This window comes from Sulfurovum sp. MH2-6 (assembly GCF_058374785.1).
In genome coordinates this window covers 1,998,488-2,018,288 of record NZ_CM178170.1, presented here as the reverse complement: position 1 = coordinate 2,018,288, position 19,801 = coordinate 1,998,488, and the positions used below count along the sequence as shown (strand labels likewise).

The 19,801-nt window shown below is 45.2% G+C and carries 17 protein-coding genes and 3 riboswitches; of the genes, 5 read left to right on the top strand and 12 right to left on the bottom strand.

The window, feature by feature from the left end; all coding sequences use genetic code 11:
• Positions 1-370: 370 nt before the first annotated feature.
• Entirely contained in the window at positions 371-934 is a 564-nt protein-coding gene (locus AC4JOV_RS10310; RefSeq protein WP_229937665.1) for a transglycosylase SLT domain-containing protein, read from the bottom strand.
• Between the two features lie 475 nt (positions 935-1,409).
• Between AC4JOV_RS10310 and AC4JOV_RS10305 the strand changes: the two genes are divergently transcribed.
• Both AC4JOV_RS10305 and AC4JOV_RS10300 read left to right on the top strand, forming a co-directional pair.
• Positions 1,410-2,117 carry a peroxiredoxin gene (locus tag AC4JOV_RS10305; RefSeq protein WP_229937666.1) on the top strand — a complete coding sequence of 236 codons (708 nt, stop codon included), beginning with the start codon at positions 1,410-1,412 and terminating at the stop codon, positions 2,115-2,117.
• A 282-nt stretch (positions 2,118-2,399) separates the two neighbouring features.
• A riboswitch (cyclic di-GMP riboswitch) is annotated at positions 2,400-2,480 on the top strand.
• Positions 2,481-2,581: 101 nt separating this feature from the next.
• On the top strand, positions 2,582-3,094 hold the full coding sequence (locus tag AC4JOV_RS10300) for a L,D-transpeptidase family protein (RefSeq protein WP_229937667.1): 513 nt from the start codon (positions 2,582-2,584) through the stop codon (positions 3,092-3,094).
• Between the two features lie 39 nt (positions 3,095-3,133).
• On the opposite strand, the gene AC4JOV_RS10295 is transcribed toward AC4JOV_RS10300, so the two are convergent.
• Both AC4JOV_RS10295 and AC4JOV_RS10290 read right to left on the bottom strand, forming a co-directional pair.
• Positions 3,134-3,355 carry a DUF1450 domain-containing protein gene (locus AC4JOV_RS10295; protein WP_229937668.1) on the bottom strand — a complete coding sequence of 74 codons (222 nt, stop codon included), beginning with the start codon at positions 3,353-3,355 and terminating at the stop codon, positions 3,134-3,136.
• A gap of 335 nt (positions 3,356-3,690) precedes the next feature.
• Complete coding sequence (locus tag AC4JOV_RS10290) at positions 3,691-5,358, bottom strand: cytochrome c family protein (RefSeq protein WP_229937669.1); 1,668 nt, start codon at positions 5,356-5,358, stop codon at positions 3,691-3,693.
• Positions 5,359-5,643: 285 nt separating this feature from the next.
• On the opposite strand from AC4JOV_RS10290, the gene AC4JOV_RS10285 reads away from it, so the two are divergent.
• Entirely contained in the window at positions 5,644-7,002 is a 1,359-nt protein-coding gene (locus AC4JOV_RS10285; protein ID WP_229937670.1) for a magnesium transporter, read from the top strand.
• 314 nt (positions 7,003-7,316) lie between these two features.
• Here AC4JOV_RS10285 and AC4JOV_RS10280 read toward each other — a convergent pair whose 3' ends face one another.
• The 9 genes from AC4JOV_RS10280 to AC4JOV_RS10240 all read right to left on the bottom strand — a co-directional run bounded on the left by AC4JOV_RS10280 (position 7,317) and on the right by AC4JOV_RS10240 (position 16,343).
• Positions 7,317-8,129, bottom strand: a complete 813-nt coding sequence (locus tag AC4JOV_RS10280; RefSeq protein WP_229937671.1) for a thiazole synthase — start codon at positions 8,127-8,129, stop codon at positions 7,317-7,319.
• Position 8,130: 1 nt separating this feature from the next.
• Entirely contained in the window at positions 8,131-8,331 is a 201-nt protein-coding gene (thiS, locus tag AC4JOV_RS10275; RefSeq protein WP_229937672.1) for a sulfur carrier protein ThiS, read from the bottom strand.
• Positions 8,328-9,368 carry an FAD-dependent oxidoreductase gene (locus tag AC4JOV_RS10270; protein ID WP_229937673.1) on the bottom strand — a complete coding sequence of 347 codons (1,041 nt, stop codon included), beginning with the start codon at positions 9,366-9,368 and terminating at the stop codon, positions 8,328-8,330. Before AC4JOV_RS10270 ends, thiS begins: the two co-directional genes overlap by 4 nt.
• A gap of 149 nt (positions 9,369-9,517) precedes the next feature.
• Complete coding sequence (thiC, locus tag AC4JOV_RS10265; protein ID WP_229937674.1) at positions 9,518-11,404, bottom strand: phosphomethylpyrimidine synthase ThiC; 1,887 nt, start codon at positions 11,402-11,404, stop codon at positions 9,518-9,520.
• Positions 11,405-11,520: 116 nt separating this feature from the next.
• A riboswitch (TPP riboswitch) is annotated at positions 11,521-11,671 on the bottom strand.
• A gap of 370 nt (positions 11,672-12,041) precedes the next feature.
• On the bottom strand, positions 12,042-12,761 hold the full coding sequence (locus AC4JOV_RS10260; RefSeq protein WP_229937675.1) for a choline/ethanolamine kinase family protein: 720 nt from the start codon (positions 12,759-12,761) through the stop codon (positions 12,042-12,044).
• 1 nt (position 12,762) lies between these two features.
• On the bottom strand, positions 12,763-13,368 hold the full coding sequence (gene pnuC / locus AC4JOV_RS10255) for a nicotinamide riboside transporter PnuC (protein ID WP_229937676.1): 606 nt from the start codon (positions 13,366-13,368) through the stop codon (positions 12,763-12,765).
• A complete protein-coding gene (locus tag AC4JOV_RS10250; protein ID WP_229937677.1) occupies positions 13,369-13,626 on the bottom strand; it encodes a hypothetical protein in 258 nt (85 codons plus the stop codon).
• 9 nt (positions 13,627-13,635) lie between these two features.
• Entirely contained in the window at positions 13,636-15,678 is a 2,043-nt protein-coding gene (locus tag AC4JOV_RS10245) for a TonB-dependent receptor (protein ID WP_229937678.1), read from the bottom strand.
• Between the two features lie 58 nt (positions 15,679-15,736).
• A riboswitch (TPP riboswitch) is annotated at positions 15,737-15,827 on the bottom strand.
• Positions 15,828-15,989: 162 nt separating this feature from the next.
• Entirely contained in the window at positions 15,990-16,343 is a 354-nt protein-coding gene (locus AC4JOV_RS10240) for a histidine triad nucleotide-binding protein (RefSeq protein ID WP_229937679.1), read from the bottom strand.
• Between the two features lie 126 nt (positions 16,344-16,469).
• Between AC4JOV_RS10240 and pheS the strand changes: the two genes are divergently transcribed.
• On the top strand, positions 16,470-17,462 hold the full coding sequence (pheS, locus tag AC4JOV_RS10235; protein WP_229937680.1) for a phenylalanine--tRNA ligase subunit alpha: 993 nt from the start codon (positions 16,470-16,472) through the stop codon (positions 17,460-17,462).
• Complete coding sequence (gene pheT / locus AC4JOV_RS10230) at positions 17,459-19,798, top strand: phenylalanine--tRNA ligase subunit beta (RefSeq protein WP_229937681.1); 2,340 nt, start codon at positions 17,459-17,461, stop codon at positions 19,796-19,798. The genes pheS and pheT overlap by 4 nt, the downstream gene beginning before the upstream one ends.
• The last annotated feature ends 3 nt before the right edge of the window (positions 19,799-19,801 follow it).

Genomic DNA, 19,801 nt, shown 5'->3' with positions numbered 1-19,801 from the left:
ATAACTCATCTCATTATTATCATTTTTGTTTCGCATATAAAACGCTTTGAGATCGCTCTTCAGGAGAGCAAAGAAAAGCAGGTTGCCTGAGATTTTTCGCTAAAAACTTCAGCCAACTTTCTAAAAATATAGCGTCAGGTACTGATCATACCATTACCTGGATGCTATGCTTACCGGTTTCCTATCTTTCGATATGAACCCCTACTTTAATCCTATATCCTATGATCATAGACTAGCGTGAGAGGGAAATAGTGTTCTGTAGTCATTCTCACTTGAAGCATGGAATTCAAAGGGTAGATTCCCTATAGTAGTAGGGAATGAGGAGAAGGGTGAGGGGACATTCCGCACCAGGAGATGCGGAACGAAGGGCTTAGGCAAGCCTCTCCTGCCAATACTCTTTCCATACGATAACGAGTTTCGAACGGTGTGTTTTTCTCAGCTTTTTTGGAAGGTTGTATCGGAGATTTCGTTCGAGGCGTTTTGTGAGTTTCTTGTTTTTCATAATGGCATTGAAACCGCCTGCACCCTGCTGGTGCGCTCCGTAGATAGTAAAAGCACTGATCTCGATGCCTTTTCTTTTCAGTGCGCGGATATTGTTTTTTAGGATGGCATGAAATATTTTGTCCTGATTGCTAGGCTTTTTCCATTGGCTGTAAGGGATGCCCAGTTTCCTGGCATATTCCTTGGCTGTTTTAGGCATGATCTGGTAGCGTCCGTAGGCACCGCTTTTTTTGTTCTTAGTATAGTAGCTCCCCGTCGTAGATTCTATCTTGACAATCTTCTTCACGATCGATGCAAACTTTTGTGAACTGATCCCTGCCTTTTTTGCGATATGTTCATAAGCAGCTTCGGCACCGGTAGTGCTCAAGAAGAGAACGGTGAGAAGTGTAAGTGCCGGTCGGGAAAAGATCGGCCGTTTTACTCTGGCTGCCAAAAGCATGATTGCGATAGATAGTGTAACTGTATAGGCTAGTACTTCGATGCTTACTCCTTTATGATAAAAATTTGATTTGGGAAAATAAAAGACAAAAACTGTCTCTTTATAGAAGTTATCGAAATTATATAGAATAAAACTTAATAAAACATTAAAGCTTAAAGTAAGATTAATTTAATTGAGAAAGATGTATCAAAACGTATAGTTTTATCGATTTTATAGCATTCGAGATGAAAACGATACCGGAGTATATATAGTATAGTGACTCCAGGGAATAAAAGAGAGTATCTCAGAGAGGGAAAATCTCATACAAAGGGAAACAAATAAGCACTCTATCAGTAAATATCCTATTAAATATAAGTAATAATAAAGAAAATTATAGATTTTTTGAATGTTTTATAAAACTTTAAGAATGATTCATATAAAATAAATTTTATCAAAGGATAATAATTATCCTTTAGAGAAAGGATTGATTATGGCTTGTGATACAGGTTCCAAACCGATAGAAGAGACACAAAACGTCTCAGAAGAAGAAAACAATAAAAATAGAGAAACAAAGGAAAATAGAATGAGTTCATCTTTAGTACTAAGAAAAGCGCCGGAATTTGCAATGGATGCATTTGATGCGAAAACAGGTCACTACACAAATGTAAAGAGTGAGGATTATGCTGGTAAATGGTATGTGGTATGTTTTTACCCGGCAGACTTTACCTTCGTATGTCCCACAGAGATCGCGGCAATGAATGCAAAATATGACGAGTTCCAGGAGATGGGTGTAGAGATCCTTGCCGTATCCACAGATACGAAGTTCTCTCACAAAAGATTTGTTGAGACCGAGCCGTTGTTGAAAGATCTTAAGCTGACGATCGGTGCAGACCCTACAGGAACGGTCAGTAGAGCATTCGGTGTAATGATCGAAGAGGAGGGGATCGCACTGAGAGGTAGATTCCTTATCAATCCGGAGGGGACTGTAGTGGCGCAGGAAGTACAGGCACCGATGGTAGGAAGAAACGTCAACGAGTTCCTCAGACAGGTAAGAGCATGGCAGCATGCTGAAAAAACAGGTGAAGTATGTCCGGCAGGTTGGCAGCCTGGTAAGAAAACACTCCCGGTCAATACGGATGTAGAAGAGATGACGGGTAGAGTAGGTGACTATATTACCATAGAAGAGATCATGTCCTAATCTCCGTCGGGTTCGATATCTTCTGATATGGAACCCGTCTTATGCGCTTCACTTCGCTGATAGCGGACTTCTCTCGTCTCTATTTACTCTTTTGGGGCAAATCAGATATTTCAATTTAATGCTTTTTACTATGCAAGATGGCAATACTATACCCAGTGCCGTTCCTCTTCCGCATCATGAAGCGTTAACGGTACAGTGTCTGGAAAGAGTGGTGAAAAATGAGGCACTCTCTCCGTCTTATAATTTTTTAATCATTATCATAGTACAATCTACTCAGATATTAATGTTAAAAGCTAAACTTGTTGTGAAGCAAGGACAGAAAGTCATGGGTCTTTACCTTTTAAAGATCGCCAGACCGCACACTAAAAGAAGTATCTTTTTACCTCTGCGTCAGGATACCTCTACCTTCTTCTCTTTCAGGTTTTTGATATCTCATATGATACAAACCCACTCAAAGGATCGTTGTGAAAAAATATTTCTTTCTCTTCATTGTTGCCCCTATGTTTCTCTTTGCAAATACTGCATCACTTTCGAAATCGTCAAGTATCAAAGCAGATCTGGTTACCGTCGTAAAATCAGAAAGAAAGATGATCCTTTCACACAAGGGTAAAGTCTTCAAAACCTACAACATCGCTTTAGGCGGAAATCCTGTCGGACACAAACAGGTACAAGGTGACCAAAAAACGCCGGAGGGCTACTATAAGCTTGACTATTTTAAAGCAAACAGCTCTTTCTATAAAGCCCTGCATATCTCCTATCCAAACAGAAAAGATTGTAGAAATGCCAGAAAAAAAGGAAAAAGCCCCGGCGGAGCGATCATGATCCATGGCCAACCCAATAATGAAGGGGGATGGTTTAAGTCATTTTTTAAACAGCGTACGGATTGGACGGCAGGATGTATCGCAATGTATAACAGTGATATGGATGAAGTCTTAAAGTATGTGACGGTAGGTACTACTATTCATATCAAGCCTTAAAGGATATCTGTTTCCCCATCTCTATTTTGGGAATGCGCCCTAAGCGAATGGATAAAGCGCTTCGATCTTCTTGATCAGCTTTCCCATCCTCTTAGCTTTCACCTTTACTCCATCTACCTTGGCCACGGGCTGGGACCTGCATTTGTTGCAAAAACCTCCGATGCATGAGTTGACAATGATGGTGCTATCGGGAAAAGCTTTGGAAAGCTTTTTTTCAAATTTCTTGATCTTGGAAAATTTTTTACAGAGTTTTATCTTCATACTGTGACTATAGCACCGGCTACGTGTAGTGTGTGCGTAGCACTATGTCTCAACCAAATGACCCTCTAATCAGTCTGATTTACAGAGTAGTACAGCATAAGATTGAGGTTGACGATTTTTTATAGAGAGGTGTGGTTTCCTAACTGTACGGATGTTACCTTCGGTTCTTCAGCGATTCACCTTGTTTTTATCTGGCAGTTTAATAAAGTTTCGTGGTAGTGAAGCCAGAAAATGGTAGCGTTTTAACTCCTACTCCCTGATAGGAAAGAGGCTAGGTGGTATCTCTTGTTCCTATACCAAGTATAGAAACAAGAGGGAAGAGGATACCCTTCCTTTTAACGAAGGAGAGGAATAACGGCTTGGTCGGCGGATACCTCTTCCGAGTGGAGTTTTGTCTGCTCATCGAGGTATTTCATCAGTGCGACTTCGGTGAGGTCATCATCTTTGTAGAGATCCTGTGCAAATCCGTAGGCGAGTGTCTGGTACATGAGCGTGACGTTTACCGTATAACTGCTGCTTGCAGCCAATGCTATCTCGTAATCGACAGTATCGCTTCCTCCTATGAAGTTAGGGTCCGTATCGGCAGCTCCATAGGCTTTTATCGTCTCTGGAACAGCAGTTTTATCCATTCCTCGCGGCATGATACGGTTATCTTTGACAAATTGTGCCGCATTGAGCAGGGTGTAGGTTACATTGTCCTCTGTGTCTGCCATGATCCCTTCATAGACTTGGACCTCAGAGGGATCAACGATCTTCTCATAGTGTGGTTCATAGGCCTGGTTGGGGTTATCGTCTACACCGATGATCTGTCTACCGTCCGGAGCAAGGGCCCCTGACTCAAAGACTGTAGTATTTTCTGCATCTTTGACCGTGACATGAAGCCATGTACGACGTGTAGGGATACTGGTAGGAAATTTATGTCCGCTGTGATTGGTGACTTTGACACTGAAACTCAATTTCCCATCACTATAGTCTGAGGGAGTTATCTCGACATCTGCTGAAGCTTGCAGGAATGCCCGATTATTGGTGATCGTCTGGTCAAAACTTGCATCATCAGCGATAGCACCCAGTTTTACTTTGTTGTTTTTGATGATATTGAGCATATAGGTATTGGCACCGATAAACTTATGCTGGTGGAATGGTTCTTGTGGAGCCAGTGTACCGTTATCCGGACGTGTCGAGATGACCACTCCGCCTTCCGCAACCGGCATGTGACATGACTGACAATGCTTCGTTCCGTTGTATTCACTGTATTCCCACTCTCTATAAGGTGCTTGTTCCGGGAAGGATATGCCTGCAAGTTCTCCATCAGGATGCAGTACCGGTGTATCAAGGTCATGGCAGGTCGCACAGTGTTTTGAGTCCATCATATGGGCGCTATAGAGTGGAGTAAAGTTGACATTGTTGATCATCGGATTTGGATTAATATCTTGATAAGGACCATAGATCATTCTCTCATCTGCTATCTCAAAACCACCGGAAAAGCCATCCACCGTACCTAGTTGAGCCGTGTTGCTTATCTGGTGACAGAGTGTACAGCTAACCCCGTTCATCGCTGCGTCATAGTGCGGATTTTCCGGATTTAAAAAACCATCACCTAGGAGTGTTACCGGATCTCCGGAAAAACCTGCCTCTACACTTGCCATAGGCGTATGGCAGCGGGCACATTTTTCTTCTATGACCCCTTGGACATGCGGGTTACGCTTTACTTCACTGGCAACTTTGGCCTTCCAGAACGGATCGATGGCAGCGTTGGACATGATCGTACTTTGCCATGCTTTATGGATGGAGACATCGCTCCTATTCTCATCAGTCAATCCGTCATGACACCGTGCACAGTTTTGTGAACCGCTAAAATGGTCTGAAGTGAAAGAGGCATTGTGTTCAACAGCATCGGGAAATATCGGATCCTCATCTGTAGGTGATGAGGAGGATCCACCACCGCATCCAACGAACAGAAAAAGAACAGAGAAGATGGAGAGAAGAAGACGTGAAGATCTCATAATAAACCCTTTTAACCTTATTTGTGATTTTATATTATATCATATTATCCAGAGGCAAGGAGTATGGTTCGCCCTTTCTTATAGGTATCGTACCCCTCTCTCTTCGATCTTCTATTGTTTGAATTTTGCAAAAAATTTCTGGGACTTCACTCACTCTATTTTCTCTTGTCTAACGTGATAAAAAGGCTAAAAGAGTAGAGGTATTTCGAACATCCGGGAACAGATACCAAGTGCTGACAATTTATACGATTTATGCTATCGTACTCTATCAGATGAAGGAGCATGATGGGCAGCGAATGTATGGATAGAAAGTCTTTGGAACGCTATCTTGATAAGTTGGAAAGAGGTACGTATGGTGAGCAGATGAGTGATGCTGACCATGCGGATTTTCTTGAGGTATTGAAACAGCATGATGAGGAGAAGTTCTTTACCTATATCAATTTGCTCTCCCCTGAACTGAGAGGAGAGATCCTGATGGAGCTTCCGATCCCTTTTCAGGTCGATTATATCCGTGAAAGTGATGAGGTGAGACTCTCCAGGGTTATCGAAGCACTTGACAGTGATGATGCGACCAATTTTTATCTGACGATTGTTAACAAAGACCGGGAAAAGAGCCAAAAGGTCTTTGCGCTTTTAAGCGGGAAGAGACAAACCGTCATTGCTGACCTTATGACCTACCCGGAAGATGAAGCGGGTGCACTGATGCAGACAGAGCTTTTTGTGGTACCAAGCTACAAGAGTATCGATGAGGCCAAAGAGATACTGTCAAAGCTCAAAAAAGAGGGATTGGGTACGGTGCAGTCACTGTTTGTCACAGATGAGAGAGGAAAGTTTATCAAGACCATTCCCATAGATGATCTGTTTCTGGAAAATCCGAGCCAGACCTTTGAAGAGATCATTGACCGGTATCCGGAATCCTACAGTGTCCTGGCACATGAGAGTATCGACAAGGTGATAGAGCGTATTAGCAAGTATGACCTGACGACACTGGCCGTACTTGACAATACCGGTTATCTTTTGGGGCGTATCACCCACGATGATGTAGTGGATGCCGTGCAACAGAGTGCGACGCAACAGATCTATAATCTCAGTAGACTCCATGAAACCGAAGAGATCCAGGAGAGTTTTCTCAAGTCGACTGAAACACGCTCTGTATGGCTGGGGATCAACCTGGTCAATGCGATCGTCGCATCGCTTGTGATAGGTATCTTTGAGGATACACTCTCTTCAATGGTGGCACTGGCGATCTTGCTGCCTATCGTTGCCAATATGGCCGGAACGGCCTCTGTACAGACGATGACAGTGATCATACGTCAGATGGCTCTGGGCAATATCAACTTTGCACTGCTTCGCCCCATCTTTATCAAGGAGTTCAGTATCTCTGTCTCTAATGGTGTGATCTTCGGTACGGCAAGCGGGATTGCTGCACAGGTATGGTTCGGGAATACGGATATTTCGATCGCGATAGGGCTTTCGATGTTTGTGAGTCTGATCCTGGGTGGCGTGTTGGGGACCACCGTACCGATGATGCTGAAGAGAATGAATTTTGATCCTGCGGTCGCCAGTTCGGTTATTGTGATCACCGCACTGGATATCATTGGGTTTTTCAGTTTTCTCTGGTTTGCTGAATTGATTGCGTTGTAGTATTAATGTAGAGGTCTAACCGAATGATTGCGAAACAAAAGTTTTTTTGAAAAGAAAAGTATGAAGAGGGGGTTCCTTTTCATTTTTTTAGAAAAAACGAAACAAAAAATCGGTACAAGAGTTGAAATTTTAGGGAGTTCCGTTCTCTGTCCGCTAAAAATGTAAAACTCACTTCGTTCAAACAGTTACATTTTTTTAACGCTTCCAGCACACTGCACTCTATTTCCTAAAATTTCAAATTGTACCACGAGAGGGAGTAGGGTTGAAAATATGGAATTGTAAGTAAATCCCCGGAGTACTCCGGGGATAAAAAGTCAGGCTTGGTGCCAGAAAGGGGTACCGACTGTCGGTGTGGATGGTGAGGCCATGTCACGTTCCTGCATGGCTCCTGCATTGTATCCGAGTCTGCCTGCCGTCAGGGCATGCCTGAAGGCACTTGCCATCTGTACCGGCTCATGCGCCAGGGCAACGGCCGAGTTGAGCAGGATACCGTCATACCCAAGCTCCATTGCCTGGATGGCATGGGACGGTTTTCCGATCCCTGCATCTACGATGAGCTGAAGATCCGGGAACTGCTTGCGGATCGCTTTGAGGTTGTAGGGGTTCATCAGTCCTCTCCCCGAACCGATCGGCGAACCCCACGGCATTAGTGTCGTACACCCCGCATCAACCAGCTTCTGTGCCAGTACCAGGTCATCTGTGGTGTAAGGAAGCACTCTGAATCCCTCTTTGATGAGGACTTTGGTCGCTTCCACCAGTTCAAACGGATCCGGCTGGAGATTGTACTGGTTACCGATGACCTCTACCTTGACCCAGTCGGTACCGAAGACTTCTCTTGCCATCATCGCAGTGGTGATCGCCTCCTGTGCCGTATGGCATCCTGCGGTATTTGGCAGAACCTGAACACCGAGTGATTTGATGATATCCCAGAACGGGTTCTCTTTGTCACCACCGGCTTGACGGCGTAGGGAAACCGTCACGATCTGTGAGCCTGAAGCTTCTATCGCCTCTTTCATCACCTTCGGGGAAGGGTAGAGTGCGGAACCGATCAGCATACGTGAGTCGAACTCTTTTCCTTCCAGTATCCATTTGTCGCTGTGTGTCTCTATCCTATCTGTATGGCTCATTTCATCCTCCTTGTACAGGTGCGAGGATATCAAGTGCATCCCCGTCTTTGATCATTGTTGTCTCATACGTTGTATTGAGTACAAACATTGTGTTGAGTGCCACGGCAAAGCCCTCTTTGTAGTGAAGTACATCAAGCAGCACTCTGACACTCATCTGCTCTTGTTCGAAAACTTTTTTTTCACCGTTTACAGAGATCGTCATGCACTTTTCCTTATCCCTGTATTCAGTGCCTCTTCTACAACTGCGGGAGCGAGAAGGTAGCCGTGTCGGTAGAGACCGTTGATACGTGTAAAGCCTTTCTCATGTTCGATACGGGGCAGGTTGTCCTCCAGTGACGGGCGGCAGTCTGTTTTTGTCTTGACGATACGCGCTTCGGCAAAGCTCGGATGCATACTGTAGACTGCTGAGAGCAGCTCAAGACTGGATCGTACAGACATCGGTGACTTATCTTCACTCTCTATCTCTGTCGCACCGATCACGAAGCGGTGATTGGCACGCGGGACGATATAGATCTTGTAGCGCGGGTGCATCAGTCTGGTAGGTCTGCTGATATCTACTTCAGGCGCATCAAGCCAGAAAACCTCACCGCGTACACCACGGAGGTCCGGTATATCTGCTTTCGCACCAAGACCGCGTGTATCAAAAACCCAGTCAAAATCTGTACCGTGTACAGCATTGAAACGCTCTACATCACTGAGCCCCTCATCGATCGGGTGGTTCTCATACCATGTCACCCTCGGATGATCCAGCAGGTACTTTGTCGATGCTTCGACAAACATTGCAGAGTTGACCTGTCCTTCCGCATAGAGGTGGTATGCCTGCGTATGGTGTCTAAGTGATGGCTCGAGCTCTACAAGCGCACGGTTGTCCAGCGTCTTGATACCCTCTGCTGCAGGTACTTTGGTATGCAGTGTAGAGATAAAGCGATCCAGTTCAGCCTGGTCCTGAGGGTGTGCAGTGATGATACTTCCTGTCTGCTGATACGCTTCAGGGATACCGATCTTCTCAAGAAGAGCAGGCCAAAGTTTGATCGATCGCATTCCATGATCAAGGATCACAGACTCTGCCGTTTCCATCTCTGCAAAGGGTGCAAGCATCCCTGCGGCAGTCGCTGCAGCGGCACCCTCACCGTCATATCCTTCTTTCTCATAGATCGTCAGTTCTATATTCTCATCTTCAAGCAGATTGAGGGCTGTCACTCTGCCCAGCAGTCCTGCACCGATAATCGCTACCTTCATCATATCCTCCTTAGTGGTTTACTATCTGATAGGAGATGGTTTAAGCAAAGCTCAAACCATTACGCTAACACCGTCTTTATGCTGTTTTACAGATGAGCAAAGCCCATCTGTACGCAATTGTCCTCCGCGGACAGCTCGTAACGCTGGCGTTACTTTTGCGTTTTTTCCGAGTCTATATAGACCTCTCCACCCATCTCCTGGAATGTCTGAGACATCTCTTCCATTCCTTTTTGTTGAGCCTCTTCGATACTCATGTTCTGTGCATCTGCAAAGTCTCTTACCTCCTGAGAGATCTTCATCGAACAGAATTTCGGTCCACACATTGAACAGAAGTGTGCTGTTTTTGCAGCCTCCATCGGCATCGTGTCATCATGGTAGTCCATCGCACGTTCCGGGTCAAGACCGATGTTGAACTGGTCATGCCATCTGAACTCGAATCTTGCGAGACTCATCGCGTCGTCTCTCGCTCTCGCACCCGGGTGTCCTTTGGCGATATCTGCTGCATGGGCTGCAAGTTTGTAGGTGATCAGACCCTCTTTTACATCTTCACGGTTCGGAAGACCCAGGTGCTCTTTCGGTGTCACATAACAGAGCATCGCACATCCGTACCATCCGATCATCGCCGCACCGATACCCGACGTGATGTGGTCATACCCCGGTGCGATATCCGTAGTCAACGGCCCGAGTGTATAGAATGGCGCTTCATGACACCACTCAAGCTGCTTGTCCATGTTCTCTTTGATCATGTGCATCGGTACGTGACCCGGTCCTTCGATCAGTGTCTGAACATCATACTCCCAAGCGATCTTGGTCAGTTCGCCAAGTACTTTGAGCTCAGCGAACTGCGCTTCATCGTTGGCATCGGCAACCGATCCGGGTCTCAGCCCGTCACCCAGTGAGAAGGTGATATCGTAGGCCTTCATGATCTCACAGATATCTCTGAAGTGTGTATAGAGGAAGTTCTCCTGGTGGTGGTGGATCATCCATTTCGCCATGATCGAACCACCGCGGCTTACGATACCCGTCACACGTTTTGCCGTCATCGGTACATGGTGAAGCAGCAATCCGGCATGGATCGTGAAGTAGTCCACCCCTTGTTCAGCCTGCTCGATCAGTGTATCTCTGAAGACCTCCCACGTAAGATCTTCTGCGATACCGTTTACTTTCTCAAGCGCCTGATAGATAGGCACTGTACCGATCGGTGTCGGTGAGTTACGCAGGATCCAGTCACGTGTTGTGTGGATGTTTTTCCCTGTAGAGAGATCCATAACCGTATCTGCTCCCCATCTTGTTGACCATACCATCTTCTCAACCTCTTCAGCGATACTGGAAGTGGTTGCAGAGTTACCGATGTTCGCGTTGACTTTGACAAGGAAGTTACGTCCGATGATCATCGGTTCCACTTCCGGGTGGTTGATGTTACAAGGGATCACGGCACGTCCTGCTGCAACCTCTGCCCTAACGAACTCAGGCGTGATCTCTTCAGGAAGGTTCGCTCCAAAGTCATGGCCTTTGAGTCTTGCTTCTCTCTCCTCGTTGCTGAGGTAGGTACGTGTCATCTCAAGGTTTTGGTTTTCACGCATTGCGACAAATTCCATCTCAGGGGTGATGATACCTGCTCTTGCATAGTGAAGCTGGGTGACGTTTTTGCCTTCTTTTGCTTTGAACGGTGTACGCACCAACCCTTTGGAACCGGCGGTAACGAACTCAAGCTGCTCTTCGGTGTTGTATCCGTTGTCCTCAGGTTCCATGATACGTCCCTGGTACGCTTCTACATCTCCTCTGCCTTCGATCCATGATTTACGGATAGCGGGAATCCCTTTCTCTACATCGATCTCAACGTTTGGATCTGTGTATGGGCCTGATGTATCGTAGACGTGAAGCGTATCCTCATTGCTGAGTGTGATCTTACGCATCGGTACACGGATATCCGTGTGTATCTTACCTTCGATATAGACTTTTTCTGATCCCGGTAACGGGTCTCTGGTGATTATCTCGCTTGATGCACTTAATGTGTCTTGAAAACGTTTTGTCATTTTTTTACCTCATATATTGGTATATATTGTGTAAAAAAGACGGAGTTGCAGTTTTTAGAGGGATGCATAGATGCATGGGGTATTCTAAAATGGCAGGTTAAACCAAGGGTTTGGTTTGCCGTTGCTTTCCTTCTTCCTTACGCCGGTATGATCCGGTTCAAGTTCAACGGGTCTGGCATCTGCCATCTCAGCCTACTGGGACATCCATTTGCTAAAAGTTTGTGCTCTTAGCAAATAGATGTCTTTTAGACCCCCCGAAAGGACTTATCCGCACTATAGCAAAGTAAACTTTAATCTAATATAAAATGGATAATTGTTTATTTCAGAAGAGTATTGATTGGTTACATATAGCAATATTTAGTAAAGAGTAGTATGGTTTTCTGATGGTTGTTACTTCGCAAGTGTACGGACGATTTTCTACACCCCAAGGGTACTTCCTTCTGGCGCCTACTTTTTATATAAAAAGTAGTGACTCAAACATGAAGTTACAACAAGTGTTGTATGTTACTTTTTAGAAAAGTAACCAAAAGCGTCACGGCTCTCGAAACGCGACGCATGATTTTGCACGTGAGTGCAAATCATGCTGCTTTCAAGGGCGTTCACCGTGACAGTTTTTTGATTATTGATAGGATTTTATTTATGATCCTTTTTTGTAAAAGTCTTTAAACCAAAGAGAACAGAGGATGGTGTAGAGCTCTTTGTAGAGGTGGAGTTTTTTGAGGTTGATCCTGGCACTGTTTTTGAAGTAGCTTCTTAGGAAGTAGCGCTCCTCTCTCTTGTTGAGGCGGTACTCGGCAGCGATGGTTGCCAGGTCGAAGTAGCGGTCATTGATCCCTGTATACTCCCAGTCGATGAATTTTACTTTTTGATTGTGAAAAAGGATGTTCTTGGGATTGAGGTCATGGTGAGTGAGGACGGGCTCTTTAGGTTCATTGTTGAGTTTTTTGAGTGCTCTGAGTGCTTTGGTATGTTTGGGTTTGAAGTCCTTTTTGAGTCTGTAATGCTTTGTTCTGAGTTTTATCTTGTGAAGATTCCTCAGAGTAGAAGCCAGGGTTCTGAGCTCTCTCGGTGTGAGTGTGTGCTTATGCTTCCCTTCCAGGAAATCCGAGATGATGAGGTAGTTCTCCGCATCATAGTGAAACGGTTCGGCTCCAAGGTTTCTCTTATGGGCCTCTTGCTGTACCTTGAATTCAAACGCACGGTTAAGGGCATTGGGCTGGAGTTTACGGATCAGGTAGCGGGTATTTTCCGTAATGGCCAGATAGTTGGTGTTGCAATAGCCTTGCTGCGGGAGCAGAGAGAAGTGTCTGATCTTCTCTTTTTTGAATAGTGCGTAGCGGGAGAGATCGATATCCATCTTACGCTTCTACTCTTGATTTTTGCCAACTTGCATATCCGTAAAGCGCCAGAACAATATAGAACATAAAGAGAATGATCGTTATATGGTAGCCCGTAGACCAATAGAGAGCAATCGCCGCAGTGTCTATGACCACCCAGAAGATCCATGTCTGGATGATCTTGTGTGCCAGCATCCATGTGGCCAGCATAGAGAATACCGTGACCGAAGCATCGAGGTAGGGCATACGTGCATTCAGCATCTCTCCAAAAAAGAGCGCCAACGCAAAACTGCTGACTGCTGCACCCAGGATGGCTGCACCCTGTCTGCGGTATGACCAGCTGGTGACTTTGAGTTTTGTATCCTCCTGGATCACCCCTTTTTTCCAGAGGATAAATCCATAAATGGACATCCCCATGTAGAAGAGGTTGAGAATGGAGGAGAAGTAGAGTTTTCCTTCGATAAAGATATAGGTATAGATCAGTGTACTGAAGAAACCTGCGACCCAGCACCATACGGACTCTTTCGCAGCAAGAAGGACATAGGCGATACCGAGGATGACGGCGATCACCTCGGGGAGGGGCATCGCGGCAAAGGCATCAATCAGGGTCTGAAGATCGAAATTCATTTAGTAGATACCTTTGCGGTTGTTTCCTACCAGTTTGAGGACAAAGACCGAATCGGGAAGTTCCTCGAAAACAGCGTATATCTCCTCCTGAAGCAGTTTCATAATGATAGCATAATCCCCATGGAGCTGGGTGCTCAGCTCATTGCGTACGATATCCACACTCGGTTCTTTTTCCAGTGCGGCGATGAAGTCCAGGATCGGCTGCTCATACCCTATCTCTTTGAGAGGGTAGAGGCTGATATCTACCGAGATCTGCATAGAAGCTCCCTAGAAGTCGTATGATACGGTCAGGCCGAAGGTTCTCGGATCACCCTGCTGTGTATAGAGTGCTTCACCTGTACCGAAGTTATCAAAGAAATATCCTCTCGTTTGATAATCCGTATCTGCGAGGTTTCTTCCCCATAGTATTGCACTCCAACTTCCTGTTGCGTATTCTATACTGGCATTAACCAAGGCATAAGCATCTGATTTTTCATCATGAGAATTAGAGAAGTAGTAGCTTCCTCTTCCTTCTACATTGGTATGGAACTTCCAGTTTTCTGCAATGAAATAGTTTAGCCCGATATTGTACTGGTATCTAGGCGATTGGGCAGGTGTCCTACCATCTTTGGAGACATCGTCAACCGGGTTGTAGAACGTATCAAATTTTGCTTTTAGCAGTCCTAGGCTTGCATCAAACGAGATAAGATCATTTGGACGATAGGTAAGTTCTGTTTCCAGTCCGTAATAGGTCCCTTTTTCTGCATTGGTGATATAGTCTGTATATTTATAACTTTCCGTTACATAAGAAGTCCCTACCTGCTGATCTTTACGTTTTCCGTAGAAGAGGTTCACTCTGTTGGTGAGTTTCCCGTCAAGATAGGTTCCGTTCACACCCAGGTCAATGTTCCACAGTGTTTCGGTCTGATACTGTTTCGGCAGGCCGCTTGTATCCGTCACCGGGTTAAATCCTCCAGGCTTGTATCCTCGTGAAAGCGTGACATAGTAAAGCTGGGATGCATTCATCTGATACTCTAGCCCGATTTTACCGCCTACGAGATTTTCCGTATCATTAAAAAGCGTATCATCAGAGTCCTGATAGTCTATCTCCCACTGCTCCAGACGTAATCCTGTGACAAGTTTAAGCTTTGGAGTTAACGCCGAATCCAACTGTCCGTAGATCGCTCTGCTGTCAGCACTGTAGTTGCTCAAGAATGGTGCAGTAAAATAGGTGTTGTTTCTGACGAGGTCACTTTCATACTTTTTGTAATAAGCCCCTAGGGTCCATGCAGTAGTTGAGTTGAAGATCTTTCCCTCTTCATCCGATACCAATCTCACATCAATATCTGTCTGTTTTTTGTCACGCAGGTATTGATCGAATGAAGTATAATACTCGTCTGTATATGTCCAATCCTCATCATAGCTGTACTCAATATCTGAATTGCTGTGACTTACCATACTCTCTATATGAAAACTATCATTGAGCTGGTAGACTGATTTGAAAGAAAAGGCATTGGTCTTCTGTGTGTCACGTCCCGGCTGATCTGATTCTGTGGTTCTTGTATTGTTTCTATTGAATGCATCATAGCCATTATCGTTATTGATGTGCATAAAGGTCATATCGATGGTGTGCTTATCTGAAACCAACCATCGAAGTTTCGCTTTTGCTGTCAGTTCGTCAATGCCGTTGGTGTCGTCCCGGTCCAAGTAGCTGTTATGGATAAAACCGTCACTGTCATTCTTGTAGATTGAAAATCTTCCAAGGAGTGTATCATCAATGAGTGTGCCTCCAATGGCTGCCCCGAATGCTTGGGTATTATAATTTCCAACAGTCGCTTCAAGGTGTCCTTCTGTCTCTTCAGTCGGCTCATTACTCTCTACGGTAACGACCCCAGCCAGTGCATTGGCACCGAAAAGTGTACCTTGAGGTCCTCTCAATATCTCGATCTGTTTCAGATCAAAGAGAGAGGCACCTAACGTAGCATTGGAAAAATCCACACCGTCAATCATCAGCCCTACCGTAGGATTGATAGGTGTTTCAAACTGACCTCTTTCACCCATACCTCTGATTTGTATATATTTTGATCTGGAACCGCCTGAAGAGAAATTTACATTGGCGGCACTTCCTACTACTTCCATAAAAGCCTGGGAAGACTTGTCATAAATCTTCTCTTCTCCGATGACAGTAACAGAATTACTGGTTTGAGAAAGTTTTTTCTCTCTAAAGTCTGAACTGACAACGATAGGGTCGAGTTCGGTACCATTTTCTGCATAGGCACTTTGCAGCGCCAAAACAGCGATCAGTGACAGGGGTAATAGTTTTGTATGCATCATACTATCCTCAATATAGATTTATCGCAGTATCGTCAGGAGAGAATGGGAATTTTGAAGTGATGAAAGTGCTCTTTCCTACGCCGGTATGATCCGGATCAGGTTCAAAGGGTATTTCTCAGGTAAAACTACCACCCCTAGATACAATGATATTTATGAGAGTATACATCATGGGTGCTTAAATAAGATATATTATGTCCGATTTAAAATGGCTTCAGGAAGAGATGTGGGGCGTAATGTAACAGTAGACTTTTTGTTAGAGAGAGTATCTTTGATTTCTCCCGGCAGCAGCCGGAAGTGAGGAGATGGTGTTAAATGCTTCGGTGTGCATCTTCGTGAGAGTGATCCCACGTGAGTTTACCGCCGCCAAGCAGATGAAAGTGAAGATGGTGAATTTCCTGTCCTCCGTCCTCTCCATTGTTTGTGATGAGCCTGTACCCTGTCTCATCGATACCTACTTTTCTTGCAACCTCTTGTGTAAAGAGAGTCAGACCTGCCATCGTTTCTGCACTCACATCCTGGAAGCACTCTACATGGACTTTCGGAATGATCAGGATATGAATGGGTGCCTTTGGGTAGAGGTCATGAAATGCCAAAAAATGTTCACTTTCATGCACGGTGTTGTTCGGGATCTCACCGTTTACGATTTTACAAAATATACACATACTACTTGTCCTTTATACGCTTTTCATGGGCAATTATAACACAGAAAAAGCATAATAAATCCCACTGTTAGTAACTTTTCGATAAAATCACGGCAATATACATAGAAGTCATCTACAGAGGATTGTATGAAAGAATTAGAAGAAAAGATAGTTCAGGCAGAGTCGCTTGAAGCACTTGAAAAAGTACGTGTGGAACTTTTCGGTAAAAAGGGCGTCATCGCTGCAGAGTTTGCCAAGATGAAAGATATCCCGGGACCTGAAAAAAAAGCATTTGCTGAAGGTTTAAACACAATGAAAGCGGAGCTTCAATCAAGCTTTGATGCCCGTTATGAGACACTGAAGGCCGAGGAGATAGAGAAGCTTCTCAAAGCCGAAGCGATCGATGTTTCCCTTTACGGCAACAGAGTGGAGAAGGGTGCGCTGCATCCGGTCATGGAGACGATGGATAAGATCATCGATTATTTTGTGGCACTCAACTTTGCAGTGGAGAGCGGTCCGATGGTTGAAGATGACTTCCATAACTTTGAAGCGCTCAACCTGCCGAAATACCACCCGGCACGTGATATGCAGGATACCTTCTATTTCGGTGACGGTTCACTGCTCCGTACGCATACCTCACCGGTACAGATCCGTACGATGATGGAGACAAAACCACCGATCCGTATGATCGCACCGGGATCTGTGTTCAGACGTGATTATGACTTGACCCATACACCGATGTTCCACCAGGTAGAGGGATTGGTTGTTGACGAAAAAGGGAAGATCAGTTTCGCAAACCTCAAAGCGATCCTGACCGATTTCCTACGCTATATGTTCGGGGATGTTGAGGTACGTTTCCGACCAAGCTTCTTCCCGTTTACCGAGCCGTCTGCCGAGGTAGATATCTCCTGTATCTTCTGTGAAGGTGAAGGGTGCCGTGTCTGTTCTCATACCGGTTGGCTGGAAGTACTCGGATGCGGGATCGTGGATCCGAATGTATTTAAAGCGGTTGGATATGAAGATGTAAGCGGTTATGCATTCGGTCTGGGAGTAGAGCGTTTTGCGATGCTGATGCATAAGATCCCGGATCTGAGATCGCTATTTGAAGGAGATATTCGTTTGTTGGAGCAGTTTAGATGATAGTAACAAGAAGTTGGTTAAATGAGTTTATAGATCTCAGTGATGTATCCAATGATACCCTCTACAAGACCTTTAATGCGATAGGGTTGGAAGTAGACAGTCTTAAAGAGATCACGATACCGGGTAAAGTCGTTATCGGAAAGATCCTCTCTTGTGAAAAACATCCGGATGCAGATAAACTGAATGTCTGTAAGATCGATGTAGGATCGGGAACAAGACAGATCGTATGTGGTGCGGCCAATGTTGTGCATGCAGAGTATGTCGCTGTAGCAACCATCGGTGCAGTCTTGCCGGGTGACTTTGAGATCAAACATGCCAAACTGCGCGGTGTTGAGAGCGAAGGGATGGTCTGTTCCTCTTCTGAGCTCGGTCTGCCTGCGATGGGTGACGGGATCATGATCCTTGATGAGAGTATCGGAGCACTTGAAATCGGAAAAGAGTTCGGTGAATATCCAAGCGTAGCTGATACGATCATTGAGCTGGAACTGACTGCAAACAGAGGTGACTGTCTGAGTATCTACGGTGTGGCCAGAGACCTGGGTGTCGCACTGGATAAAGAGCTGAAGGTTTTTGAGTATAAGCAAGAAGAGAAGATGAAGCTTGGTATTGCCAGAGAAGCTGAGATCCACCAAGAGGGTGAGATCGATGCCGATCTTTACTATAAGTTGGCAAACCTGGAGCAGGTACACAGCAGCTTCCTTATCGATCTCAGACTTGCCATGGTAGAGGAGAGTGCCGAGGGAAAACTCGAAGCGATGTTGAAGTATGCGATGCATACTACGGGTATCGCACTCAGAGCTTACGAAAGCCGTTGTTTCCGCACCGAAGATGATAAAGTGAGGGTAATTGCACGTTCATCAAAGAGAGGGATCGTAGAAGTGGTCGGTAACGACAAAGTACTCTCAACGGTCGGTGTGAACCAGGATGAAGCATCAAAAGCAGGCGATAAGAGTGAACAGATACTGATCGAAGCAAGTTACATCAACCCTGATGTGATGGTAGAAGCGATATGGAGTGCGGAGGAGTCTTATCCAACGGATGATATCTACTACAATACATCAAGAGGGAGCAGTCCCGATCTGGCTTTTGGGCTTAGTTTCCTCTCTATGCTCCTTGATACCTACTTTGAGTTCTCCTGTTATGAGGGCTCTCTGAGAGTAGAGGTCAACAGGGAAAAAGATGCGATCGCTGTGGATGCCATAGAGGTCTCAGCAATCGTCGGAATGGAGATTGACAAGAGTAAGATCGTGAATATCCTGCAGCACCTGGCGTTTGGTATCAACTCGGTAGATGAAACGGTGATCTCTGCGACTATTCCGCTTTTCAGACATGACATCAAAAATGTTCAGGATGTGGCTGAAGAGATCGTTAGAATTGTCGGTATCAATAATATCGAAGCCAAACCTCTCTCATTTACAGAAGCGAACCGTCTCAATGCTACATCAGATAGATACAAGATGAAAAAAACGTTTAAAAACCGTGCGGTAGGATGCGGGTTCTATGAAAATGTAAGTTATGTCTTTACACAGAAGTCGGTACTTGAAAAATACGGTTTTACCACACTGGATGAGAATCTGGAACTTTCAAATCCGATCGCGGAAGAGCTCAATACACTGAGAAGTACGATCTTGACAAACCTCCTGCAAGCGGTAAAACGAAACGTAAGCTACTCTAAAAAATCGATCCCTCTTTTTGAGATCGGAGCGGTGTTTGATGCACAGAGACAACAGAAAGAGGTCTTCTCTTTTGTCTTCTCGGGACAGGCTGAGAGTGAAAATGTACAGAATGCGGGGAAACCTCAATCGATCGATTTTGGTACCTTTGTAGAGAAGCTGAGTGCGATCATCGGTGCGTTTGAATTGGTACCGTGCAGTAGCAGGAACGGACTGATCCATCCATACCAATCGGCTGATATTGTGGTAGACGGTACAGTATGCGGATATCTTTCAAAGCTTCATCCGACAGTACAGGAGGAGTACGGCATCCCTGTCACATTTATCGCTGAACTTGACCTGGATCCACTACTGCCAAAGCATATCAATGCAGAAGGTATCTCCAAATTCCAGGGGGTCTATAAAGATCTCTCCGTAGTGATAGAGAAAAGTGTCTCCTACTATGAAGTGGCAAAGGTGATCAAGGGTCTTGAACTGCCGATGTTGAAAGATGCTTATCCGGTAGATATCTATGAAGATGAGAAACTGGGAGAGAAGAAGAGCTTGACGATCCGTTTCTTTATCCAGTCAATGGAAGATACCCTCAAAGACACAGAGATCGAATCGGTCATGGAGAGTGTCATGGGTGCATTGGAAGAGGCGTGTAACGCGCAGATCAGGTAGGTA